The 24,413-nt window shown below is 44.9% G+C and carries 21 protein-coding genes; 13 read left to right on the top strand and 8 right to left on the bottom strand.

The window, feature by feature from the left end; genetic code table 11:
* Positions 1-30: 30 nt before the first annotated feature.
* Positions 31-780 carry a phosphate ABC transporter ATP-binding protein PstB gene (gene pstB, locus ST37_RS16850; protein ID WP_084888554.1) on the top strand — a complete coding sequence of 250 codons (750 nt, stop codon included), beginning with the start codon at positions 31-33 and terminating at the stop codon, positions 778-780.
* 73 nt (positions 781-853) lie between these two features.
* Here pstB and ST37_RS16845 read toward each other — a convergent pair whose 3' ends face one another.
* Complete coding sequence (locus tag ST37_RS16845; RefSeq protein ID WP_084888552.1) at positions 854-1,381, bottom strand: DUF4381 domain-containing protein; 528 nt, start codon at positions 1,379-1,381, stop codon at positions 854-856.
* A 204-nt stretch (positions 1,382-1,585) separates the two neighbouring features.
* Here ST37_RS16845 and ST37_RS16840 point away from each other — a divergent pair, with 204 nt between their 5' ends.
* A complete protein-coding gene (locus tag ST37_RS16840; RefSeq protein WP_084888550.1) occupies positions 1,586-1,786 on the top strand; it encodes a restriction endonuclease subunit S in 201 nt (66 codons plus the stop codon).
* Positions 1,787-1,983: 197 nt separating this feature from the next.
* Positions 1,984-2,679, top strand: coding sequence for a LuxR C-terminal-related transcriptional regulator (locus ST37_RS16835; protein WP_206780101.1), 696 nt, complete (start codon positions 1,984-1,986; stop codon positions 2,677-2,679).
* Between the two features lie 132 nt (positions 2,680-2,811).
* Here the strand turns inward: ST37_RS16835 and malK are convergent, their stop codons facing one another.
* The gene (malK, locus tag ST37_RS16830; protein WP_084888548.1) at positions 2,812-3,921 is read right to left on the bottom strand and encodes a maltose/maltodextrin ABC transporter ATP-binding protein MalK; all 1,110 of its coding nucleotides are present in this window, start codon (positions 3,919-3,921) and stop codon (positions 2,812-2,814) included.
* 618 nt (positions 3,922-4,539) lie between these two features.
* Between malK and malE the strand changes: the two genes are divergently transcribed.
* The 10 genes from malE to ST37_RS20365 all read left to right on the top strand — a co-directional run bounded on the left by malE (position 4,540) and on the right by ST37_RS20365 (position 17,867).
* Positions 4,540-5,721: a maltose/maltodextrin ABC transporter substrate-binding protein MalE gene (malE, locus tag ST37_RS16825; RefSeq protein WP_084888546.1), complete on the top strand. Its 1,182-nt coding sequence runs from the start codon at positions 4,540-4,542 to the stop codon at positions 5,719-5,721.
* 96 nt (positions 5,722-5,817) lie between these two features.
* Positions 5,818-7,365: a maltose ABC transporter permease MalF gene (malF, locus tag ST37_RS16820; protein ID WP_242426349.1), complete on the top strand. Its 1,548-nt coding sequence runs from the start codon at positions 5,818-5,820 to the stop codon at positions 7,363-7,365.
* Positions 7,366-7,377: 12 nt separating this feature from the next.
* Positions 7,378-8,268: a maltose ABC transporter permease MalG gene (gene malG, locus ST37_RS16815; RefSeq protein ID WP_084888542.1), complete on the top strand. Its 891-nt coding sequence runs from the start codon at positions 7,378-7,380 to the stop codon at positions 8,266-8,268.
* 387 nt (positions 8,269-8,655) lie between these two features.
* On the top strand, positions 8,656-9,849 hold the full coding sequence (locus ST37_RS16810; protein ID WP_084888540.1) for a sugar efflux transporter: 1,194 nt from the start codon (positions 8,656-8,658) through the stop codon (positions 9,847-9,849).
* Positions 9,850-10,002: 153 nt separating this feature from the next.
* Positions 10,003-11,277, top strand: coding sequence for an exonuclease subunit SbcD (sbcD, locus tag ST37_RS16805; protein WP_084888538.1), 1,275 nt, complete (start codon positions 10,003-10,005; stop codon positions 11,275-11,277).
* Entirely contained in the window at positions 11,274-14,969 is a 3,696-nt protein-coding gene (locus tag ST37_RS16800; RefSeq protein ID WP_084888536.1) for an AAA family ATPase, read from the top strand. Before sbcD ends, ST37_RS16800 begins: the two co-directional genes overlap by 4 nt.
* A gap of 171 nt (positions 14,970-15,140) precedes the next feature.
* A complete protein-coding gene (locus ST37_RS16795) occupies positions 15,141-15,617 on the top strand; it encodes a hypothetical protein (protein WP_143698238.1) in 477 nt (158 codons plus the stop codon).
* Positions 15,618-15,733: 116 nt separating this feature from the next.
* Positions 15,734-17,059, top strand: a complete 1,326-nt coding sequence (locus ST37_RS16790) for a peptidoglycan DD-metalloendopeptidase family protein (protein ID WP_242426343.1) — start codon at positions 15,734-15,736, stop codon at positions 17,057-17,059.
* 11 nt (positions 17,060-17,070) lie between these two features.
* Complete coding sequence (locus ST37_RS16785; protein WP_084888532.1) at positions 17,071-17,421, top strand: hypothetical protein; 351 nt, start codon at positions 17,071-17,073, stop codon at positions 17,419-17,421.
* A gap of 311 nt (positions 17,422-17,732) precedes the next feature.
* The gene (locus ST37_RS20365; RefSeq protein WP_277922160.1) at positions 17,733-17,867 is read left to right on the top strand and encodes a hypothetical protein; all 135 of its coding nucleotides are present in this window, start codon (positions 17,733-17,735) and stop codon (positions 17,865-17,867) included.
* Positions 17,868-17,937: 70 nt separating this feature from the next.
* On the opposite strand, the gene ST37_RS16780 is transcribed toward ST37_RS20365, so the two are convergent.
* The 6 genes from ST37_RS16780 to ugpC all read right to left on the bottom strand — a co-directional run bounded on the left by ST37_RS16780 (position 17,938) and on the right by ugpC (position 24,380).
* Entirely contained in the window at positions 17,938-18,492 is a 555-nt protein-coding gene (locus ST37_RS16780) for a VTT domain-containing protein (protein WP_084888530.1), read from the bottom strand.
* Positions 18,489-18,977 carry a hypothetical protein gene (locus ST37_RS16775; RefSeq protein ID WP_084888528.1) on the bottom strand — a complete coding sequence of 163 codons (489 nt, stop codon included), beginning with the start codon at positions 18,975-18,977 and terminating at the stop codon, positions 18,489-18,491. Before ST37_RS16775 ends, ST37_RS16780 begins: the two co-directional genes overlap by 4 nt.
* A gap of 114 nt (positions 18,978-19,091) precedes the next feature.
* The gene (locus ST37_RS16770; RefSeq protein ID WP_084888526.1) at positions 19,092-20,738 is read right to left on the bottom strand and encodes a VRR-NUC domain-containing protein; all 1,647 of its coding nucleotides are present in this window, start codon (positions 20,736-20,738) and stop codon (positions 19,092-19,094) included.
* 169 nt (positions 20,739-20,907) lie between these two features.
* On the bottom strand, positions 20,908-21,675 hold the full coding sequence (locus ST37_RS16765; RefSeq protein WP_084888524.1) for a hypothetical protein: 768 nt from the start codon (positions 21,673-21,675) through the stop codon (positions 20,908-20,910).
* 134 nt (positions 21,676-21,809) lie between these two features.
* Positions 21,810-23,198, bottom strand: a complete 1,389-nt coding sequence (locus ST37_RS16760; protein ID WP_084888522.1) for a DASS family sodium-coupled anion symporter — start codon at positions 23,196-23,198, stop codon at positions 21,810-21,812.
* Positions 23,199-23,282: 84 nt separating this feature from the next.
* Entirely contained in the window at positions 23,283-24,380 is a 1,098-nt protein-coding gene (ugpC, locus tag ST37_RS16755; RefSeq protein WP_084888520.1) for a sn-glycerol-3-phosphate ABC transporter ATP-binding protein UgpC, read from the bottom strand.
* Positions 24,381-24,413: the final 33 nt, after the last annotated feature.

Genomic DNA, 24,413 nt, shown 5'->3' with positions numbered 1-24,413 from the left:
CGAACGAAAAAGAATTGAAGAGAAAGAACAATGAACAAATTTAACATCGAAAACTTAGACCTTTTTTACGGTGAAAACCAAGCACTTAAAGGCATTAATCTTCCAGTGCCTAAAAAGCAAGTTACCGCACTTATCGGCCCTTCAGGCTGTGGTAAATCGACATTGCTACGCTGTTTGAATCGCATGAATGACCTTATTGCTGGCGTTAAGATCACCGGTCTTGTACAGATGGATGATCAAGACATTTACGGTAACATCGACGTTGCTGATTTGCGTATTCGTGTCGGTATGGTTTTCCAGAAGCCAAACCCATTTCCAATGAGCATTTATGAGAACGTAGCTTATGGCTTACGAGCTCAAGGTATTAAAGACAAGAAGCATATCGATGCGGTGGTAGAGCGTTCATTGCGCGGTGCAGCACTTTGGGATGAGGTGAAAGATCGCCTTAAATCTCATGCGTTTGGATTATCCGGTGGTCAGCAGCAACGTCTATGTATTGCGCGTACTATATCTATGGAGCCTGACGTCATCTTAATGGATGAGCCAACCTCGGCTTTGGACCCAATAGCGACCTCAAAAATTGAAGATTTGATGGAGAGCCTCAAGCAGAACTACACCATTGTAATCGTGACTCACTCAATGCAGCAGGCACGCCGTATTTCAGATAGAACAGCATTTTTCCTCATGGGAGAGCTGGTTGAACACGATGATACTAAAGTGATTTTCTCAAACCCTAAAGATGATCGTACACGTGGCTACGTGAACGGTGACTTTGGTTAATTGATAAATGTATAAACTACAACAATAAGCGATGGAACTTTTGCCCCTCATATGAGGGGCTTTTTTGTGGCCGCTATTGCGCTTTAGACGCTATCCTGGCAGCCGCTTTCTGTTGACGCGTAGGAGGAAGTGCTTGGTGAATAAAAGCTTCGCATTGCTCTACAAGAGTAGCCTTATCTATTTGTTGACGACGCAGTTGATATTGTGGATGCATCGCTTGTTGCCACTCAGCAGAGTGTTCTTTAAACAGGGGCTTTTCTGCTTGAGAGTCTAGAAATACAAACCAAGCGTCACCACTCAGTGAGTCAATGTAAGATTGCGGGTAGTAGTAGCGAACGGCTTGACGTAATACCTCCATAGCCGCAGACGGGGAGATGGTCTGTTTTTCCAGTGCTATCACTCGCAGTGCTGTTTGTTTTGGTCGGCTGTACTTATGGCTTCTTCTTTTGGCGGTGGCTGCTAACGATAGGGTTGTTATTAACCCGAGAACCGCCAGTGACACTGGATGAGCTGCCAAGTCACCATCAATTGTGCTAAAAGGAGGAAAGGACTGAACCTGGACGATTTTACGCTCTAGTGCAGCCCAAAGTGAATCGAACATCTCAAAGGTACTCTTTTTTGTTATAATCTATGGGCCACGGGAGTGGCTTATATAAATAGTATATTATACGGTTTGTGGTGTCCTGTGAATTTGCTTTTGTATCAATGTGATACAAGATCCAATTTTGAGTTAAGTGTAGAATAATGTGTTTCACACTGTCCTATAGGCATCCTTTCCCATTGGTAATGAGACAACGAGTATTTTATGAGTGATTTTGAAAAAGAGTTAGAGGCGATGAGCAAGCAGGTAGCAGATGAACCAGAGGTTAAGTTACCGAGCATGGAAGAGCAAAAAGAGATCGCAGCTAAGCTGAAAGAATTAGAAGAAAAGGGCGAGCTCACTCCTGAAGTTTTAGAGCAGTTCTTTGGTCACTATTACGCTCAGAATGACAAGCCTGTGCACTAAGAGTCTTAAGTGGTAGGAGCGTAAAGCCTGCCACTTCTACACCGTCTTACAAATGAGAATGTAACACCATATTGCTAACAAATAGCAACCGATTTCCTCAATTTTCCTTTTTTCGCTCGCCCGTCTCACTTGCTATGGTTGAATTGGTCTAAGATTTTGACTAAAAGTTAACTATCGTACAGTAGGAGGCTAGAACAATGAATACAGACCCGCAGCAGGGAGTACTCTATCAAAAAGAGATTGTACTGCTGACAGAACCCAGCATGCAAACCACGCTGCTGAAAGAGTCCTTGGAGCACAACTTAGGTATTCGCTTAAAGGTTTATCCACTCAATGCACTGATTGAACAAAGCATCGATGTCGATGATTATCTAATGATTGATATGTCTGCCTTTGAAGAGCGTTATGTAGAGTACTACGTGAATTGCAAAGCTGTGGATTTTCCGCACGCCAATGAAATTTTGATCAACTGCAATAAAGACCTTCATTACGGAGACTTGCTCGGATGGACCAATTTGGTTGGTGTGTTCTATCTTTCTGATGATATTTCGATGCTTGCTCAAGGTATTCAGCGCATCACTGAGGGTGAGATGTGGCTTAGCCGAAAATTAGCTCAGGAATACATTATGTATTTCCGAAGCATGCACCGTCCAAAAGCGCACAGTGTCGACGCTAACTTAACGAAGCGTGAACAGGAAATCATTAAGTTGCTGGGCAGTGGTGCATCGAATGTAGAGATCGCAGAAAAGTTATTCGTCAGTGAAAACACGGTAAAAACGCATTTACACAACGTGTTTAAGAAAATCCATGCGAAGAACCGTTTGCAAGCATTAATCTGGGCTCGCGAGCACATGCTTCTTGAAGACGAACCCTTGCAAGGTATGGCACCTTAAGCTGTTAAATGACGCAGTAATGTTTAAGTAGTGAATCTCCACTGTACGTCCTTGGTGTTACTGTGTAAGTGGCAAACATGCCTATAAAAAAACCTCCGTGTTAGGAGGTTTTTTTTGAGGTATAAGAAAGGGTTATACGCCCTTTTCTTTAAATAGACGACGACAAGCTTGGCCGTCGGCATGGAACAGGTGACATCGGTCTGCATTGATGCCAATTGAGTAGTGATCGCCTGGCTCTACGTCAAGAGTATCTGGTTGACGGAAGATAACGTCTGCATCTGCACCGTCTAGGTTAAGATAAACTTGAGTTTCTTGGCCCAGTTTTTCAACAATCATTACTTCGCCTTGGATAGATGCATCACCATCGTCTGCGGTGCGTAAATGCTCAGGACGAATACCCAAAGACATGCGGTCGCCAACATTCACTGTGCTGCCTTCTACAGGGATCCAGAAAGACGCGCCATTGGCTAGTTCTACTTTAACTCGCTCTGGCTCAGCTTCTAATATGTGCACGCTCATGAAGTTCATTTTTGGTGAGCCAATGAAGCCCGCTACGAAACGGTTTTGTGGGTAGTGGTAAAGCTCAAGTGGCTTACCAACTTGAGAGACAAAGCCTGCATCAAGTACCACGATTTTATCAGCCATAGTCATGGCTTCTACCTGATCGTGCGTTACATAAATCATGGTACAACCCAATTTGCGTTGTAGCTTAGTGATTTCGCTGCGCATTTGTACACGCAGTGCTGCATCCAGGTTAGAAAGAGGCTCATCCAGAAGGAATACGTTTGGTTGAGATACTAAAGTACGACCAATGGCAACACGCTGACGTTGACCGCCAGATAATGCTTTAGGTTGACGATCCAATAGGTGAGTAAGCTGTAGGATGTCCGCAGCATGAGTAACACGCTTATCGATTTCACCTTTTTCAGCTTTTGCTAGCTTCATACCAAAAGACATGTTGTCGTAAAGGTTTAGGTGAGGGTATAGAGCGTATGATTGGAACACCATACCTACGCCACGTTTAGAAGGTTCGGTATCGTTCATGCGTTCTTCACCAATGTAAAGATCACCTGATGTGATGTCTTCTAGGCCTGCAATACAACGCAATAGTGTAGATTTACCACAACCTGACGGCCCAACAAATACTACAAATTCACCTTCTTGGATCTCTAGGTCAACGTTCTTTGAGATCAGAACGTCACCATAGGCTTTACATACATTTTTTAACGTGACACTCGCCATTAAGCTTGTCCTCGAGTTTAATTTAAATTTATCGACCACTTATACTTGTATGAAGTTGTGTGCGATAACTACTAGAAACTGTGTTAGAGCTAGCAAGAAAATTAGGGTGGTGCATAATGTATCACACCACCCGCCATCAGCAATGGTGACTTGACTTCCCCCGTTTGATACACATCCCCAAAACGAAACTGTCTATCAATCAAAATCAAGCACTGCGCAATGTAAAGCGATCGTAACCGGTGAGCTAACGACCGCTAAGGTTCTTACTATCCACTCTAGGATGAGCTTAGTTTTGATGATTTTGCTACCCATGACATCCTCCCGGTTAAAAAAAGTTGGGGGGGGAGTAGAGGAGGAGGAGTATTAGAGCCTATTGAGCCGCAAAATCTGATCTTGCTCAACTTTGCCCGCCAAAAAGTTGGGAGCAAAGTCACTCTACTGAAAAATCTGTGAGCGAGATCTCGAGCGCGATCGGACTAAGATCACGAAATCGTGTTAACCCCTCAGGGGCGTAGAGGGTAGGAGGATGATATATGCTTCAAAATCTCTGATGATAGACCCTGACTTCTGGCTATCTGTATAGAAAGCCCTACATCAAAATAACAAAGGATTATGAACATGAAAAAAGCCCTAAGTTCTGTGGCACTAGGTACACTGGTTGCTCTAGGTTCATTTGGCGCAAACGCTGCGATCGAGGAAGGTCAACTTACCGTTTGGATTTTCCCTGATAAAGGTTACAACGGCCTAGCAGAAGTAGGTAAACAATTTGAAGAAGACACGGGTATTAAAGTAAGTGTTCAATACCCAGATGACATTCAAAACAAGTTTGCTCAAGTTGCTGCAACAGGTGACGGCCCAGACATTTTCATTGGTCCACACGATCGTATCGGCGCTTACGTTCAATCTGGTCTACTAGCAGAAGTTAACCCTTCTTCTGATGTAAAAGACGCAATGTTCGATTTCACTTGGGATGCGGTAGATGTTAAAGGTAAATACTACGGCTACCCAATCTCTGTAGAAGCTATCTCGCTAATCTACAACAAAGCTCTTGTTCCTAACCCACCAAAAACGTGGGAAGAGATCGAAGCACTCGATAAGAAACTTTCTGCTGAAGGCAAAAAAGCCATCATGTGGGATTTCAAAAACGCTTACTTCACTTGGCCTATGATGGCTGCTGACGGCGGTTACATCTACAAGCGTGGCGCAGCGGGTTACGACCTTAAAGACGCTGGTATCGATGAGAAAGGCGTAAACAGCACTCTAACGTTCATGCGCGATCTAATGGACAAAGGTGTTATTTCTCCAGACATGAACTACGGTGTTATGGATGCTACGTTCGCTAAAGGCGAAACTGCAATGATCATCAACGGTCCTTGGGGCTGGGGTAACGCAGACAAAGCGGGCATCGATTACGGCGTAACGTACATTCCTAAGATCAACGGTCAAGATGCTAAGCCTATGGTTGGTGTACTAGCGGCGCAAATCAGCACTGCATCACCAAACAAAGATCTAGCGGTAGAATTCCTTGAGAGCTACCTATTAACTTCTGAAGGTCTTGGTAAAGTGAACGCTGACGTACCACTAGGCGCGGTAGCACACAAAGAATATCAAGCTGAGCTAGAAGGCGATGCACGCATTGCAGCAACGATGAACAGCGCATTGAACGGTGAGGCTATGCCTAACATCCCTGAAATGCCTAAGTTCTGGGACGCAGCGACTAAAGCACTAGAAAACATTGCTTCTGGTCGTCAAACAGTAGACGCAGCACTTGCTGACGCTGATAAAGCAATGATTCGCTAATAATACGTAAGTCTTTGATAGGGGCTAATTTGGCCCCTATTTGTTTTAAGTTAGGTAAGTTAAGGTTAAGTTATGCAGTCAGTTAGCGGCGCAAAAATGCCAAATAACGGCATGAATCTCAATTACAAACAGCTTCTAAAATGGTTTGTGTTGGGTTTGATTGGTCTTGTAAATGGGTACGCAGCTACCCTTATGTATATGAACGGCGAATTCCCGTTCGCTATGCTAACCGTCATTGTGACTTCCCTCGGTCTGTACTTCTTCGGAAGCCAAAAGACCTATGCGCACCGTTATATCTTCCCAGGTATTGCGGGCATGATTATATTCGTACTCTTTCCGCTTTTTTACACGGTCAACCTTGCGTTTACCAACTACAGCGGTAAGAACCAGCTCACCTTTGAACGTGCTCAAGGCGTCTTTTTGGACCGCACCTACAGAAGTGGCGATAACTACCCATTTAAGCTTCATGAAGCCGATAACGGCTACCAGCTTTCTCTTACAGTTGATGGCGAGCAATTAGTGACTCCAGTGATTGCACTGGATAACGACTCGGTTATTAACTTAGATTTGACACCAGGTACTGCTCAAGGCGAAGCACTAAAAATAAAAGATATTATCGCTAAGAAAAACCAACTTGGTCAGATCGAACTGATGCTACCAAACCAAGAAGAAGTGCGCATGAGTGGCCTTCGTAACTTTGGTGCTGTTGGACCACTATATACCAAGCTTGATGAAGACGGTGAGCTACTTAAAAATAACCGTACGGGTGAGATCGTTAAAGCCAACTTCGAGACCGGCTTCTACCAACAATACGACGAATCTACCCAGCAATTTGTGAGCGAAGAAGGTCTTGCCCCTGGCTTTATTGTCGCCAACGGCATTGCAAACTTTGAGCGTATCTATCAGGACGAGGGCATCCAAGAACCATTTTTAGAAATCTTTATTTGGACAATCTTCTTCGCAGTTTCAACGGTTGTTCTAACCCTGATTATCGGCTTAGTACTCGCGTGTATTGTTCAGTGGGAAGCATTGCGAGGCCGTGCGGTCTATCGTGTTCTGTTGATTCTTCCTTACGCGGTTCCATCATTCATCTCTATCTTAGTGTTCAAAGGTCTGTTTAATAACAGCTTTGGTGAGATAAACATGATTTTGGACGCTATTTTCGGCATCAAGCCAACATGGTTTACCGATCCAACTTTGGCTCGACTCATGGTCATCATTGTGAATATCTGGTTAGGCTTCCCTTATATGATGATTCTTGCAATGGGCTTGCTTAAGGCGATTCCAGAAGATCTGTACGAAGCGTCAGCTATAGATGGTGCAAACTTCCTTCAGAACTTTAAGAACATCACATTGCCGCTGATCATGAAGCCAATGACTCCACTGTTAATCGCAAGTTTCGCCTTTAACTTCAACAACTTCGTTATGATTTACCTGTTAACAGAAGGTGGACCGAACATGATTGGCGTGTCTGAGCCAGCCGGTTATACCGATCTACTAGTGAGCTACACCTATCGCATCGCGTTTGAAGGTAGTGGTACACAAGACTTCGGTCTAGCCAGTGCAATCGCAACGCTTATTTTCCTATTGGTTGGTGGTCTAGCACTACTTAACCTACGCTTCACCAAGCTTACGCAAGACTAAGGAGACATTCCCATGCCAATGGTACAAGGTAAAAACTTAAAATACCGTGTTTGGGCAACTCACATCGCGATGTGGAGTTTCCTAGCACTGATCATCTTCCCACTATTGATGATCGTCGCGATTTCATTCCGTACGGGTAACTTTGCGGTGGGTGATATCATTCCGAAGAACCCGACACTGGATCACTGGAAACTAGCACTTGGATTTTCAGTGACTAACTCAGACGGCAGTATTACGCCACCTCCATTCCCAGTATTAACTTGGCTATGGAACTCAGTGAAAATTGCAGGGATCACTTCTGTCCTTATCGTTGCTCTGTCGACCACTTCTGCTTATGCGTTCGCCCGTATGCGCTTTAGAGGCAAAGAAACGATTCTAAAAGGCATGATGATTTTCCAGATGTTCCCAGCGGTACTGGCACTGGTTGCTCTCTACGCACTGTTTGATAAGTTGGGTCAATACATCCCATTCTTAGGGCTAAATACTCACGGCGGCTTGATATTCTCCTACTTAGGCGGTATCGCACTGCATGTATGGACGATAAAAGGGTACTTCGAGTCGATTGATAACTCGCTTGAAGAAGCCGCAGCTCTCGATGGGGCATCACCTTGGCAAGCCTTCCGCTTAGTATTGTTGCCATTGTCTGTGCCAATTCTAGCGGTAGTATTTATCCTGTCATTCATCGGTGTGGTCACAGAAGTGCCTGTAGCTTCACTACTTTTGACTGATGTGAACAATTACACATTGGCAGTAGGCATGCAGCAGTACTTGAACCCGCAAAACTACCTATGGGGTGACTTTGCGGCAGCGGCGGTACTCTCGGCCCTTCCTATAACCATTGTATTCCTACTGGCTCAGCGCTGGTTGGTGGGTGGCCTGACTGCCGGTGGTGTGAAAGGGTAACCAGCACTAATACTTGTTTAGACTAAGACCGAAGGGCTAGCCCTTCGGTCTTTTTTTGTTTTTAGCACAGTGATATCGGATAATCAGCTTATACCAATCGAAATCATCAACGGGTCAGAAAAAATACGCTGGAAAATAGTTTGTAACAAGAAAGGGATTGCCGTAGGAAGTTGTTTTTTAAAGTGAAATATTTCACTCGCCACCTGTGATTTCAACAAGGAAAAATAAGCAGTTAATGGTCTTAGTTGGTATTAGCGTGGTCCAGGAGGCACAATTAAAACAGACTTTTTCTTGCGTAAAGTCAGGACAAAAATCCGTCACTTCGGTATAGTCGCCACCTCGACCGTTCTTGGTCTCTGTTTTATCCTCCTTTCTTGGGATTGTCTTGTGAGTCGATTTTCGTTATCAGCATTGTCCGGCCAAACTGGTCGTTTCTTTTTCATCAATGCCTTTGGTGCAATGGTATTTTGCTTTTTCTCGCCCCTGATCCCTACTTTTATGGTGGAGGAGTTAGGTGTGGAGCCAATGTACATTGGCCTGTTTATGGTTGCGACAGCCATATCGGGCGTGCTTTATAGCCAGTTAGTGGGTCGACTTTCTGACAATGGGGTAAACGACAAACTCCTATACCAAATCTCCATGCTTGGCTCGTTGTTGTTCGCAGTGTCGCTGATGGTATTAGATGGCTTTTGGCAGCTACTTATTGCCGGCGTCGTGCTATTAAGTATTGCGAGAACGTCGATGAGTCAGTCGATGACGATGATCCGAAAGTATGCGGAGCGCAGCAAACTCAACACCACCACATTGAATGCGCAGATGCGTTCGTCAATATCTGGCGTTTGGATCATTGGTCCTCCGATTGCCTTTGGACTTGCAGGTGCGTTTGGTTTTCGAGCCAGCTTTCTAGCCGCTGCTGTTCTGGCAGTAGTGGTGATGCTGGTTGCGCACTACAATTTGCCAGAGACCACTTCCAACAAGAAAACTAAGCAGCAGCGAGAAGATTCAGAACCCATCCCAATGCTGTTTTGGCTTCTGGGTGCTATCACCTTCTTTGCGTTTGCTGCGCACTCGATTTATTTCACTGCCATCCCTCTCTACTTGGTTCAGGAGATGGGGGCAGAAGTGAGCGTTTCCGGGTTGTTGCTCGGTCTTACCGCAGGTTTAGAAATTCCATTTATGCTTTTAGCAGCCCGCTATTGTGCTCGATTGGGTGTGTCAAGATTGCTCCGTTGGAGCTTTGTTTCTGGTTTCATTTTCTACGCAAGTCTCCAATGGGTCGAAAGCGTACCAAGCATTTTTATGCTGACTATTTTTAATGGGATATTCTTTGGGGTATTTGCTGGGTTATCGATCAGTCTATTCCAAGACGCGCTACCAGATAGACCTGGAGTCGCCTCCGCGTTTTACAGTAACTCAATGACTATCGCCTCTATGGCTGGTGGTAGTATCGCCGGATTGCTTGCGCAATGGGTCGATTTTAAGTTTGCTCTGTTGGGGAGTGTGGTTAGCATTGTACTGGCGTTCATTGGCCTTATTATCTACGAAGCGATCCAAGCAAAATCAGTGGAAGGTGAGGGGTAGTATTAGCACCGTACAAGTGCCTATCTGATAGCCCATCATTACAATAGTCGCCATTGTGCTTAAGTGTGCTGAATTGCTTTAGCTTGACGTATCGCCTTGAGTCTTTTTTTGGTAACGTACCACCAAGAAAAATTCATAGGTTATTAGATCGTTATGCGACTATTGCACACATCCGACTGGCACCTTGGTCAGCACTTCTTCACACAATCGCGTCTTAAAGAGCATCAGCTGTTCATCGATTGGTTGTGCGACACAGTCGTTAACCAGCGCGTTGACGCAATTATTGTGGCTGGTGATGTGTTTGATACTGGTTCTCCGCCAAGTTACGCCCGCGAACTGTACAATCAATTTGTGGTGCGTATGCACAAGCTTGATTGCCAAGTAGTAATACTCGCGGGGAATCATGATTCGGTAGCAGTATTGCAAGAGAGTCAGCAACTACTGGCGTATCTTAATACTTCGGTGATCACTAACGCCAGTGATGACTATGACCAGCAATTGGTAGAGCTTCGCGATAGCAACGGTGAGCTTGGAGCCATGGTTTGCGCAGTCCCTTTTTTACGCCCAAGAGATGTGATATCGCAAAATCAAGGCATCAGCGCCCAGCAGCGTCAATTAGACCTATCTCAGGCGATTTCAGCGCATTACCTATCTCTTTATCAGTATGCTGCAGAACGTCGAGACAAACAAAACCCTAGCGCGCCAATCATTGGGACAGGGCATCTAACCACTCTTGGCATGTCACAGTCTGAATCGGTTCGAGACATATATATTGGCACGTTAGAAGGGTTTGCGTCGACCGAGTTTCCTCCGTTCGATTATTTAGCACTTGGCCATATACATCGCCCTCAGCGAGTCTCCAAAAACAGTAACTTCCGCTACTCAGGATCGCCGATCCCGCTCAGTTTTGATGAAGCGACAACACAAAAGTCGGTGGTGATAGTAGATTGCAATCAACAGTGCCAGGCAACCTTGCATAACATACCCAAATTTCGGCCATTGATTTCTTTATCTGGTGACCTAGCAGAGATTGAATCAAGTATTAATTCGCTAGAAGACAGCTCGTTAACAACTTGGTTAAGTATCAGCGTGAGTTCGGTTGAACAATACTCGGATCTGCAAGCAAAGATTTACGCTATGTTAGAGCCTTTAAATGCCGATGTTTTAAGAATTCAACGGCAGGCAAGTTCCTCTAAAACGGATAGCGAAGTGATTGAACACTCTCTTGACGAGCTGCTGCCTATAGATGTTTTTGAGCGTAAATTAAATCAACAACTACCTGACGACATGACCGATGTGTACATGCAACGAATCGAACGTGTTACCAAGCAGTTTAATGACATTCTCAATCAGGTTGAAACCTCTCAACAAGATGATCCCTCGTCAAATATCGCTGCAGATGCATCAAAGCAAGGAACGAATAAGTGAAAATATTAAGCGTTCAATTTAGCAACATTAATTCGCTTAAAGGTGAGTGGAAAATAGACTTCACTAAACCGCCTTTTAGCGAAAACGCACTGTTTGCAATCACTGGACCGACGGGCGCCGGTAAAACCACCATATTAGATGCTATCTGTTTGGCGCTCTACCACAAAACGCCGCGTATCAAGGTGGTGTCCAGCAGCACTAATGAGTTAATGACCCACGGGACGGGTGAATGCAGTGCAGAAGTGGTGTTCTCGGTAAAGTCTGTCGAGTACATCGCAAGTTGGTCGATGAAGCGAGCGCGAGGAAAAGCGGATGGAAAGCTGCAAAGCGCGTTAGTCAGTCTAGCTGAACGCCAAAGTGGCAAGATTATCGCGTCACAAATCAAGCCCAAATTGGACGCCATTGAATCGGTAACAGGCTTAGATTTTGAGCGCTTTACCAAATCGATGTTGCTGTCTCAGGGAGACTTTGCGGCATTTCTAAATGCAGAAGAGGGCGAACGGGCTGAGCTTTTAGAAGAACTTACCGGCACAGAAATTTACGGTCTGATATCGCAGCAAGTTCATCAGCACTTTACCGAAGCAAAGCAAAAGAAAGAACTGTTGAGCGCTCGCTCGCAGGGTATTGAATTGTTGTCGGATGATGAAAAAAGTGCCTTTGCGCAATCGTTGAGTGAAAATGAAGTCCGTATTCGCGACCTTAAAAAAGAACTCGTTACCCATTCGTCAAATTTGAATTGGTGGCAAAATTATAACGCCACCGCAGAGCGGTTAGCTCTCACAGCAAGCGCTAAGCTACAGGCGCAAAGCGAGTTAGACGCGTGTGATGCAGTAAAACAGCAATTGATGGATGTTGAGCTCGCTAAAGGAATGGAACCTCTTTATGAGGAGTATCAGCGATTAAGCAACGAGCGTGAGCAAGCTGCGCTAAACGAGCGTACAGTGTTGTCGTCCTTAACGGCGAGTGAGCAGTTGCTGCCGAAATTTGAAAAGGACGTGGCCGCGGCAACACAAGCTGTGGAAGATGATCGTCAGCAGCTGGAGCATTTTGAGGCGCACATTGTGAGTCAAATCGCTCCGCTAGATAAACAGATCGATATAGAAAGCCAACAATTACAGCGACTTAGAGCTAAACACGACACGCTTAGTGAGCAGCACATTCCCTTGCAGCAAGAGATTAAGCTACTCATAGAGAAGCAACTGGGTTTTGAGCAGGATATTGAACGCGTGCTGGCTTACCAAAAAAGGTACAGCTTGGATGATCAGCTCGAGCAAAATTTGCCTTTGTGGCAACACAAAATGGCGCAATTGCAGCAAGAACAATCCAAGGTTAGAGATCATGAAGTTGCCTTAGCCGCAGACGGTAAGCTGATTGAACAGAGCATACAACGTCGAGCTTCACTCGTCTCTACGAGGGAGGCGCAATCTGTCGAACTTGAACCTTCGCAAAAAAAACTGACTGACCTAAAGCGTCAAATAGAAGATGGATTAGCCTCTTTTAAGGGAGACATAAAAGAGCTACATGCCGCGACTGAGAAAGCACGGATTCAACAACAGATGGCAGACGAGCTGCTGCGTACTCATAACACAGCTTTAGACTTAAAAGGTCAATTGGCACAATCTGCGCGAAGCGTTGGCGAAGACCGTGAACTGGAGGCACAGTGCCTAAAGAGTATTGCCACGCTTAAAGCAGACTATAGAGAATGCGATACTCAAGTGAAGTGGTTGGAAAAGTTGGTCAGTCAAGCTGATACTATTGCGATGCTTAGAACTGAGTTGAAAGACGATCAGCCTTGTGTTGTGTGTGGATCTCGCGAGCATCAAGCCATTGATGACACATTGACAGAGTTGTCTGATGAAAAGCAACAACTTCAGCAAAAAGCGGCGCAGCTAAAAGCCATCACAGAGCAAGGTCAGGCGCAAAGAGAGCAACAAGCGGTACTTAAGCAGAAAATAGAACATCAGCAGCACCTTATCTCAAGTCTGCAGCCCGAATACGATGTCGCACGCGAAAAATGGAATACACAACTCAATGCTCTTGTAGAGACTGGGTTCAACTTAGTTGTGGACTTCGAACAGATCCAGACTTCTCAGAGCGCCGCAGAGCACTGCCGTGCGCAGTTTGAGCAAACCAATGCATTGGCATTGTTGATTCAGTCGTTAACCCATGAGTCCAGTCGCATGGAAGCGTTTATTCAGCAAGCTAACACGGCTATTCAAGGACTTGATAACGATATTCGGGCGATTGAGTCGGAGCTTAAATCCAGCCAAGAGCGAGAGCAGCACACTCGTGAGCAGTTGTCGAAGACTAAGCAGTCTTGGCAGGGGGCTTTAGAAGACCTAAAAGCGTCAATTCATCGCTTCGTAGAGATCGATTCTGTGGTTGATGCTTCAGAGCTCGTGGACGGACTAACGGCGTTGCGTGAGCGATTAGCAGCATGGAAAAAACATGAGTCTGAGCTGCTAAATGCAAAGAACGCACGTATAGAAATCTCTCAAGCACTTGCGCAGAAAAACACGATTAATGAGCAGTGGACGACGGATCTCAATGAGATGCAAAGCGAACTTACGACTAAACAGCAGCAATTAAACGAGTTGCAAGAAAAGCGATTCTCAATCCTTGGTCGTAAAACCATTGACGACACACGAGCAGAATTCAAACAAAAATTAGTTATCAATGAACGTGGGCAACAGGCTGCGAGTGCGAAACTGCGCGAATGTGAAACCAGCATTACCCAGCTTAAGACCGAACTAAACTCGGTCAAAGCACATCTCCAAAAACTGACCCTTTTACAGCAGCAAGCAAACCAACAATGGTTAAATACTGTCGAAGAGTCTTCATTTGATAATGAAGAAGCCTTCAAACAAACGCTCCAATTACATGCTAATGCCCCAATATGGAAGAAGCAGATTGCTTTAGCCGAGCAGGCGTTGCAGCATGCGCTCGGAGAATGGAGCGCCATAGATAAACAGCAGCAAGAGATTCTAAACAAGAAACCTAGCGAGCTCCCCGATGAGGAAAGCTGTAAACGGGCCGTCTCGACAACCGAAGAAGCGATCCAACAAATCCAACAACAGAATGGCGAAATTAACAGCCGTATCGATATCGATCACCAGAATCAGTCCAAAGCCGCAGAGCTTGTTGAAGAGATGAAGGCATTTGATATCTATTACGACGATATTGCTTACTTACATGGACTTATCGGCTCTAGTAGCGGCGATAAGTTTAGAAAGTTTGCTCAGAGTCTCACCTTGGACAATTTGGTTTATTTGGCCAATAAGCGTTTAGCGCAATTGCATGGACGGTATCGTCTCAAGCGCAATCAGAACACGGATCTACAGTTTAATGTTATTGATAGCTGGCAAGCCGATGTGGAGCGAGATACCAAAACGCTATCTGGCGGGGAGAGTTTTTTAGTCAGTCTTGCATTGGCATTAGCCCTTTCGGATCTCGTGAGTCATAAAACCTCTATCGACTCACTGTTCTTAGATGAGGGCTTTGGCACATTAGATAGCGAAACCTTGGATATTGCGCTTGATGCCTTAGACAACTTGCAAACCAGTGGCAAAATGATTGGTGTGATCAGCCATATTGATGCTTTGAAAGAGAGGATCCCAACACAATTAGTGGTGAGTAAAAAAAGCGGCTTAGGGGTCAGTGTGCTGGCAGATCCATATCGTGTTGCCAGCTAAACTTGAGGGGTGACGAAGTGGCTTTGGACGAGTGCAACGATGACAGCTTTTAGAAGAATAACAATGTTGGCCCTCGCGTTTTTTTTGACTTTCCGCGCGAGCATTGTAATTGCTGAAAACCCGCCTGTTTCACCGACCGTCACGTGGGTCAATCAGACCGACAGAGCAAGTATGTCGTGCAGTTTGGACGCAATGCAGGTCGACTTGTTGGTTCCTGAGACCGATGTCGTGCTGGCGATAGAGTTTAAGCCTGGAATGACTCACTTCCCTTACCAAGATGAGTGGGTTAGGGGCAATGTAACTGTCCATTCTAAAAACTGTGTGATGCTCTACAAGGATTCAAACCAACCTGTTGCAGTCTTTCCTTTTATGGTCACGACTCAAGGCAGTGGCGTTTTTCATTATTTGGCACTGGGAACAGTCCAACAACTGCCGCTAGAGGGGCAATGGTTGGGCGATCGTATCGAAATAAACCAAATTACCTTGCAAGAATCTCCATTACTTGGCTTTACTGCGACTGTTTTGCTCCTTGATCGTGGTGAAGAGCAGTCATTCTCGGAGCCCGTAACGTTGCCCAAAGAAAAAGTCTTTTCCCTTAACTCTCAAGAGATTGCAAAAACACAATTGCAGCCTAGCTCAAATAATTGAATCGCCAACTTTGATCGAACAAAAAGTTACAATAAATAGGTAATGAAAATTAATGCTTTTTTATGTATATTTTCGCCTCATTAGATTCCGCAGCTTCGTTTTAGGTTCGACTTATTTTGGCTCGTTTGTTAAAAAATACATTGGTAATGACCGCGACTTTTGGTCTGATTACTTCCGCACTTGTTTGGGCTAGTGACGCAAATAACAGAAAACAGGTAGAGCTGGATCTTGAAGACCAGATCACTTCTCGCTTCACTCGTCTGAACGCAGAGCCACAAGCTGAGGTGTCTCAGTTGACTGAGCAATCAGACACATTACCCTTCTCCCCTCCAAGCTTTGAAACCACCATTCAAAAAGGGGATACCCTAAGCACCATTTTCGACAAATTTAACATCGGCCACTCTCAATTGCTTTCGGTTATGGAAGCGGATCTCAATGTATTGGCACTAGATACCTTAAAGCCTGGCGATACACTTCGTTTCTGGATTGATGAAGGCAACGGTTTACTCAATCAGATGGAAATTGAGTTTTCACTGGCGCATAAAGTGAGATATGAGCGAGATGGTGACAATGGATTTGGCTATCAGGATATTCAGCTCAACGGTGACTGGAAGCAGCAAGTCATTAAGGGAGAGGTGCATGGCAGCTTTTCTTTATCGGCTAACAATGCAGGATTAGGCAGTTATCAAATCGCCCAAATCGCAGACTTGCTTGGCGATAAGATTAATTTTGCTCGAGATTTACAAGCAGGTGATGAGTTTGGCGTGATCCAGCGAGTTCAGTTCATTGATGGAAAACTCACTGGAAACAAAGAAATTGAAGCCATTGTAATAAACAGCCGTCGAAACAAAATCAGTGCGTATTTGCATGACGATGGTCAATATTACGATGCCAACGGCGAAAGTTTACAGCGCGCGTTTATTCGTAATCCAGTCAACGGTTATCGAATTACCTCGGGCTTCAACCCTAATCGTAAGCACCCAGTGACGGGCAAAGTGACCCCTCATAATGGTACCGACTTTGGAACGCCAAATGGTACGCCAATAAACTCGACAGGCGATGGTACCGTTGTCATGGTGCGCGACCATCCCTATGCGGGCAAATACATTGTGATTGACCATGGGTCCAACTACAAAACCCGTTATTTACACCTTAGCCGAATCCTAGTTAGGACGGGTCAAAAGGTGTCGCGAGGACAACGAATCGGGCTAAGTGGCCAAACCGGTCGTGTGACGGGGCCACATTTGCACTTTGAGTTGTTGGTCAACAATCGACCCGTTAATGCAATGCGAGCAAACATCCCGATGGCGGATGGTATTGATGGCGACCAAATCAAACAATTTATTGCTAAGCGCAATGAGTTGGATATTATGCTTAAACAGTTGCCGACACTTGCTCAAAGCGAAGGAAAAGAGGACAATCTCGCCTCACCATCGAGTTAGAGGAAATAGATGTGCAACACGCCGAATTTGAAGCGATTATAAAGCAAGCCACTCAAACCAAAGGATTAGCACCAGCGCTTGAGTTTTTCACGCAGAGTGAGCATAAAGAAATCAGCGATGCCGCCCAATCTCTAAAAGGCCAGTTTAGTGCTGCCGAATTGGATGGACAGCTGCGCATTTACCATGTGACCGAGCAGACAGATGACGAAGGCAATAGCGAGCAATTTCTTGAGCATGTCATGAACGAAGGTGATGATGTAATCCAATTTGTTGCGTGGTTTTTTGAATCTCAATTCGAGTATAGTGCGAAAGAGATCTATCAGATTGCTGGAAAAACCTATCGCCAGCCTAAACGTAGCTGATAATCACCGCATTCCTATTATTAACTAAGAGCACGTCGTGCTCTTTTTTTATGCGTCCTAGATAGTGTTCACTTAGGCAAATCTAACGTGCTAGTTGACCGTAAAAACACAGACGTTGTCTATTATATTGAAGATTCTACTGTAATTTAATTACATATTTGACTTATTATTACGTGATCGCGGTCCTATATCACACTAATTTGAGCGAAATGAAAAATAAATGTGATACATATCTTGATTTTTGTTTCGATGTTATGTAAATTTACAACATAGCCGATGAGCAAGATGAAAAGAAGATTAGGAGAAGCATTATGAGTTATGAATTTGGTGTAACACTATTAGGTCAAGCTGTAGCAGCGCGCGTTCAAGAAGATTACATGAACTATAAGAAGCCAGCACGCAAGCCATCTCTACTGAAAAAGCTTAAAAAGCGCATCAGTAAGTAAAAGAAAAAAAAGAATACTAAAAAGCCAACCTCCGGGTTGGCTTTTTGCGTTTTGGCATGGTTGATTAGGCTTACAAGGTGAAGGTGACAAACCAGTCGGTGACATAAATAATGCCTGCGATAAGCAAACCTTCGCCCAACCCAGCGGCAAAAACAATGTGCTTGCGTTTCATTCCCGAGATCCGGGATAAATACACTATGAGCTCGGTAAACACAAAAGGGAAGAATGCCCAACCAGCAATGGCTGGTACACCTAATCGCTGGATCCAACGTTGTGCTTTTTTGACGGACTTTTGAGGCAGTTTCTCGATCCGTTTGTTCATGTCAAAATGATCCACAGCCAAACACACTAAGTAGCAAGAGCAACATGAGGCCAACAAAGTTACCCCAAACATCATAAGTGGTGGCAGTGAACTCGCCATGACTATGATGATTGGGAGTGTGGGAATGAACAACAGCCCTCTAACGCTAATAAGTAGTGCATAGGCTGCGATAAGCGGATAGAAATTTTCGTCGACCAATGCTTGCATTTCGTCGAGTGAATAATTGGAGACGATGTTTTGTGTGGTGGTAATAGCGCTGATTGCAATGACCAACCAAACAAACTTGATCAGTTTATTTGTCAACTTCTTTTCTCCAGAATAAGTTGACACTCTTGCTTACTTTTATCCTTACAGATGTGTTTCTTTCGGCATTCATTCGCTTGTACCACCCAAGCAATATTGTATAAGCGGTGCTTTCCTATGAAGGTGTATTGGCACATATCTGGGTGATCAAGCGCGACAAACATCCGCGCAAAAAAAGTATCGCGCTGTCGCGTATCCGCAAACTTTTCGGATAATTGATTGAACAAAAGATGATCGTCGTTATTTGGATTGGACAATTCGAAATGCTCAACCAATTGCTCTCGGTTGCTGACATCGTAGATGGTGAATTTTTTTTCTGACAGCAAATCTAGGGTTAGGTTTAACCCAAACTTGAACGCACTAGGGATAAACGCGACCGCTACAACGGTTAACCCCACAGAAATTGCGAGTCCAATCAATGCCTTTAGCAATACTTTTGCCCAACGCAATGCTTTATTGCTGGGGAGCTGGGTGGTTGATTTCATGTTCCATCTCTTTGTGTAGCGTATCAAAATCCGTGCTTAATCAGTATGATAGATAGGGCGTTTAGTTACAATATGGTTTTACTTTTATCATGAACATCTTTGGCTAGACTCATACTATTGATGATTTACATAACAGACTCTGATCGGTAACTGTAATGATTGAAAATGCTTTATCCATCGCCACTGATTATCTTGCAGTTTATCTCCCGGACCCTTCACTTCGATCCAGAAGGTTTGACCGTCTCTAAAGGCAACTAAATCGGGCATACCTGCTCGGTAAGCCTTTCGGTCACTCAAAATGATGTCGGTGAGTTGAAGGAGGGTATCGGGTGGTATGCATTGCTCTGCCTGCGACAGCAACTCTTGATCAAACAAAGACCAGTACACAAAAGGGTTTAATATATCCTGCTTTTTTTGCAGCGTGTTCGATAAGAACGCATAACCCTGTTGTTCAAACTGTTCTCTACAGCGATTTAGCTCTACTTGCCTTAGCAGAGCAAACTTTGAAGAGTAAAGGTTTTTAGGTTGCGCTTGGTACGCATTGATGAACGCACCGTCTACAGCAGCAAATATAGCGTCCCAGTACAGCAAACCAAATAATCCACATAAGAATGCATTCTCAACGTAGTACACCTTAAAGCCTTGTGCTCGATAGTAGTCTGCAGCAGCGAGCTCTACTCTTTGTGTCGAGAGGTCTAACTGGATAAAATCTTCAGCAACCTTAGGCTTAGACGTGCGCGGCACTTTTTCGCCTTGAGCTCTCAACTGTTTAGTCAGTAAACGCTGCGCCACTTCTTGTTCCTCGATACTTAGAGGGTGTTCGAGCATTTCATTAATGATCATTGAGGCCTCATCAACATGTTCTTGCTGAAGTAATATACGCGCACGGCGCTCACGTGATGGTGGAAGCTCGGTACTATTGAACAGTTCTAATGCTTTATCGTGCATACCTAATCGCTCGAAGTCCCGAGCAATGAGGTTAACCAGACTTTGCCTTTTTGTATGGGTGTATGAATGTGCAGACGGATCCGCGTACTGTTTACGGTCGTTGTCTATGAGCGAGTACCAGTGCTCTAACGCACCGATCTTATCATCCTTGGGTAACGAGCGATATCGATTGTAGTAATCATCGGTCAGTTGAGAGAATAATCGAAGACTTTCTAGTTGCTGCCGATGCTGGTAAAAGCGGTTGCGCTCGTCCAGTGTATAGTTTTCAAACTTGTGTACCCCAAGATCTTCGAGAATAAACTGGCTCTGATCTTGATGATAGTTGGCGAAAAACAGCAGCAGCAGAGTGTCTAGTATCTCGTTGTCTATCAATTGAACGATGGTAAATGAACAGTGATGTACCTGCGCGGTATCACATAACTCTTCGATGAGTTGCGGCTTCTTTAACTGCTTATTCGAGACTGGAAACCGTTGAATGATTTCGTTCTTAGTTAATAGTTGTGTGCCCAACTCGACAGCACTCAGGGGAGGATTGAGATGTACTATCTCTGCATTGTCCAACTCTTTGAGCGTTTCTTCTGTATTGGGGATTTCCCGGTAAATCAGCTTATCACTTCGAAACCATACCCCCTTACGAGTCAGCAGTCTGACGGTCAATCGTTGACCTTGTATGGACAAAGAGGCAAACGTCGCGAGCCAACGAGTTTCTTGCTTCGTTATTAGCGAGGAATAATTATTTTGAGCATGATCCACCAAGCGTCGAAAATTTTCTAAATAGTACCCGACGGGTAATTCAATTTTTTCTGACGCCATGTCTACTATTCCTTACAGTTAACAAGTTAATTTTATGGAGTAAATAGAATTTAGTCGACTTCATTATCCATTCGCTTTGAGCTTAAGTAGTATAAGAGTGCAGGGGAAAAAATTAGAGTTTAAGAAACAGGAGCACTTTGGCTCCTGTTTTGCGTTGAGATAGGCGTTCTTAAAACTGGTAGTTAACTTCGACTCGATGGTCACCATCGGCAAAGTTTGAGTCTTGATTCCAGTTAGCGAAATAACGAATGTTGGTGCGGCCATTGATTTGGTAACTCGCAGACACTTCATGGAGAAGCTCACCGTCGATAATATCCTTATGGATATCTGACCCTGAAATGCTATCCATGAACATTGGGTTATAGTTCAGCCAAATTGTGTCAGTGACATCAATCTTGCTGTACATACCAACCACGTAAAACGTGCCGTGCAGATCCCAGCGATCGAGGGCTTGTGCATCATCACGCGTAGTGTCAAACGTCTCACCAAATGCAACACCGGCACCCGCAAGAGGGTACAGCATTACTGGTCCCATCTTAGGCAATGCCTGAATGAAGCTGTAAGAAGCACTGCCTTGCGCGCCAGTACCATCGGTAAATGCCAAATTAAGATCGACCTGAGAGCCGCGGCCGTTAGTTAGGTCTACGCCAAATTTACGATATCTTAGTGAATCGATACTGTTATCAGCAGTATCGGCCCAGCCTAGTGCTTCACCAGCAAAGCCTTTAATTTCAAATACATTCATGCCTACGGTGGTGTCGCTACCGGTATCAAATGTCTGGCCTACTTTCATGTTCACACCTTTAACGGTATAGCCAGCACCCGCTTGCGTATAAACCGCTAGTGGATCAGACATGTCTTGAAGTTCTTGCTTATTGTCGGTTTCCGCCAATGCAGGTAAAGCAAACGGAAATAGGAGTAATAGTGATTTTTTCATGGAATGAGGAACTGATCGGGAACAGGAACGCCATTTTATTCGAGCCCCCGAAAAATACATGTAATATCGTTTATTCGAAAAAGGGTATTTACAAGCGGAAGTAAATTAGTTACCCGCAACGCTAGAGTCAATTGCTACAACCAGATACTCACAAGAACAGTCAAAATGACAATGCAGGATAGGTTCAGCACCAGACCTATACGCATCATCTCTTTTTGCTGTATGTGACCAGACCCAAAGACAATAGCGTTTGGTGGCGTTGCGACGGGCAACATAAACGCGCATGAAGCGGACATTGCAATAAGCACTGACACAATCATGGGCGACAGCCCAAACGCTTCAGCAACGCCGGCAAACACTGGAATCAATAATGCTGCACTGGCGGTATTGCTAGCAAATTCGGTCAAAAACACCACGAACATGGCCAGCATGCCGATGATCAATATTGTGTGCCAATCTTGGATCAATAGGCTGAGTGTGGTCGCCAAATAAAGACTGGCTCCGGTGGCTTTAAGGATGTTACTTAAGCAAATACCGCCGCCAAACAGCAACAACACCCCCCAATCTGCGGTTCTTTCAATATCATTCCAATGAACGACTTTTGCCAGTCCAAGTGCAACGATTGCTGTGATTGCTACCAAGGTATCAAACTTGGCTATTCCGCCAAATAGCGCACTAAGAGGTTTGCTAAATATCCACGCACCTACGGTTAGCGCAAAGATCCCCAAGACCAATTTTTGATTCTTAGTTAACTTGATGTTTGTAGTGGCAAAGTTAAATTCACCACTAAGATCGGGTTTCAAGACCATATAGAGTATAGCGATAGCGATTGGCAGCAAAACGATCACGGCTGGAACGCCAAAAGACATCCATTGGGTAAAGGTTAGGCCCATTTCTGAGGCGGCGATAGCATTAGGAGGGCTGCCAATAATGGTCGCGATACCACCAATGCTTGCGCTGTAGGCAATGCCTAATAAAACAAACACATAGCCGCTGTGTTGCTTGTTAGGATCAAGCTTGGTCAAAATACCTAACACGAGCGGCAGCATCATAGCCGTGGTCGCGGTGTTACTGATCCACATCGATAACAATGCGGTCGTCCCAAACAGTAACAGAACTGCGCTTAGCAGTTTACCGCGTGCCAGCACCAGAACCTGGTCTGCGATAATTTTATCCAGCCCCTGACGGTGTAATGCCGCCGCTAACGCGAAGCCTCCTAAGAAGAGAAATATTATCGAATTGGAAAAGCTGTGTAAGGCATTTTGGAGATCAAATACGCCGAATACTACCGCGAGTATTGGCACCAACAATGCAGTGACTGTAACGTGTAATGCTTCGGTGAGCCACAAAATGGCGATAAACACCAGTATTGCCAGACCTACAGTGACGTCATGCTCTAATGGTAAATAGGTATAAAGTAGCGCGAATATCATAACGTCGAGGCAAAATATTACGCTGCTACGATGATGTTCGAACCAGGGGTGGTTGTCGATGGATAAACTGGCGCGATGCGGTGCCGACATAAATAGCCCCCTATTTCCGTAAACCTAGTGTGAGTATGGTTCAGGGATCAGAGGGCTGTTGTGATAACTATCATATTGCTGTGGTTAATTAACTAAGTGTTTGAGCGATATTCCTTTTTCGTTAAATAGGTGAACCTTCTCTAAGTCGGCAGTTAGGTGAATAGTCTCCCCTTTGTGAAAGTCATAAATACCAGGTAACTTCGCAATAATGGCTTGCTCAACCCCTTCAACATTGATGTGCAAAAGCGTCACTTCACCAAGTGATTCGACAAACATCACTTCGCCACTGATCATGGCATTGTGTTGATCTGCCAGTTGATAATCTTCCGGTCGCACACCTAGACTTAATGGCTGGCCTACTAACTCATTGTGAGACGAAATAGGCACTGCTACATCTAGACCGCTTGGTGCCTTAAGATGGGTCGTATCGCCGCTTTTTAGACATTGACAGGTCACAATATTCATCGACGGTGAGCCAATAAATTGAGCCACAAATACGTTTGCCGGACTCGTATACAGCTCGAGCGGGGTTCCCACTTGCTCAATAATTCCCGCCGACAAAACCACGATGCGGTCGGCCAGTGTCATTGCTTCTACCTGATCATGGGTAACATAAATCATGGTGGTTTGCGGTAACTGTTCGTTAAGGTTAGCGATTTCTATTCGAGTTTGTACACGAAGGGCCGCATCCAAGTTAGATAAAGGCTCATCGAACAAGAACACTTTGGGCTGCCTGACAATCGCTCGGCCTATCGCAACGCGCTGTCTTTGACCGCCTGATAGGGCTTTAGGTAGCCTATCTAGATAGGGCTCTAATTGCAGCATTCTTGCGGCGTCCATAACACGTTCATGGATGGTTTCTTTGTCTTGCTTGGCAATCCGCATCGCAAATGCCATGTTGTCATAAACGGTCATGTGTGGGTAGAGAGCGTAGGTCTGGAATACCATGGCGATGCCGCGCATAGCCGCTGGCATATCATTGACCTGTGCCGACTCAATGAACATGTCACCCGAGGTGATGTCTTCAAGCCCCGCTATCATTCTAAGCAGAGTAGACTTACCGCAGCCGGAAGGTCCAACAAAGACAACAAACTCACCTTGTTCGATGTCCAAATCAACCCCATGGATAACCTCGGTTTTTCCGTAGGCCTTTTTAATATTTTTAAGACTTAATCCTGTCATAGGTTGTTCTCTTTAATCAGGTACAACGAAAAA

The organism is Vibrio sp. qd031 (genome assembly GCF_002100145.1).
Taxonomy (GTDB): Bacteria; Pseudomonadota; Gammaproteobacteria; order Enterobacterales; family Vibrionaceae; genus Vibrio.
This window is presented reverse-complemented; position numbering and strand designations above follow the sequence as displayed.

Coding starts and splice junctions, on each gene's coding strand:
- pstB (WP_084888554.1), top strand. CDS start 31: ATGAACAAATTTAACATCGAAAACTTAGACCTTTTTTACGGTGAAAAC.
- ST37_RS16845 (WP_084888552.1), bottom strand. CDS start 1,381: ATGTTCGATTCACTTTGGGCTGCACTAGAGCGTAAAATCGTCCAGGTT.
- ST37_RS16840 (WP_084888550.1), top strand. CDS start 1,586: ATGAGTGATTTTGAAAAAGAGTTAGAGGCGATGAGCAAGCAGGTAGCA.
- ST37_RS16835 (WP_206780101.1), top strand. CDS start 1,984: ATGAATACAGACCCGCAGCAGGGAGTACTCTATCAAAAAGAGATTGTA.
- malK (WP_084888548.1), bottom strand. CDS start 3,921: ATGGCGAGTGTCACGTTAAAAAATGTATGTAAAGCCTATGGTGACGTT.
- malE (WP_084888546.1), top strand. CDS start 4,540: ATGAAAAAAGCCCTAAGTTCTGTGGCACTAGGTACACTGGTTGCTCTA.
- malF (WP_242426349.1), top strand. CDS start 5,818: ATGCCAAATAACGGCATGAATCTCAATTACAAACAGCTTCTAAAATGG.
- malG (WP_084888542.1), top strand. CDS start 7,378: ATGCCAATGGTACAAGGTAAAAACTTAAAATACCGTGTTTGGGCAACT.
- sbcD (WP_084888538.1), top strand. CDS start 10,003: ATGCGACTATTGCACACATCCGACTGGCACCTTGGTCAGCACTTCTTC.
- ST37_RS16795 (WP_143698238.1), top strand. CDS start 15,141: ATGTCGTGCAGTTTGGACGCAATGCAGGTCGACTTGTTGGTTCCTGAG.
- ST37_RS20365 (WP_277922160.1), top strand. CDS start 17,733: ATGAGTTATGAATTTGGTGTAACACTATTAGGTCAAGCTGTAGCAGCG.
- ST37_RS16775 (WP_084888528.1), bottom strand. CDS start 18,977: ATGAAATCAACCACCCAGCTCCCCAGCAATAAAGCATTGCGTTGGGCA.
- ST37_RS16770 (WP_084888526.1), bottom strand. CDS start 20,738: ATGGCGTCAGAAAAAATTGAATTACCCGTCGGGTACTATTTAGAAAAT.
- ST37_RS16765 (WP_084888524.1), bottom strand. CDS start 21,675: ATGAAAAAATCACTATTACTCCTATTTCCGTTTGCTTTACCTGCATTG.
- ST37_RS16760 (WP_084888522.1), bottom strand. CDS start 23,198: ATGTCGGCACCGCATCGCGCCAGTTTATCCATCGACAACCACCCCTGG.
- ugpC (WP_084888520.1), bottom strand. CDS start 24,380: ATGACAGGATTAAGTCTTAAAAATATTAAAAAGGCCTACGGAAAAACC.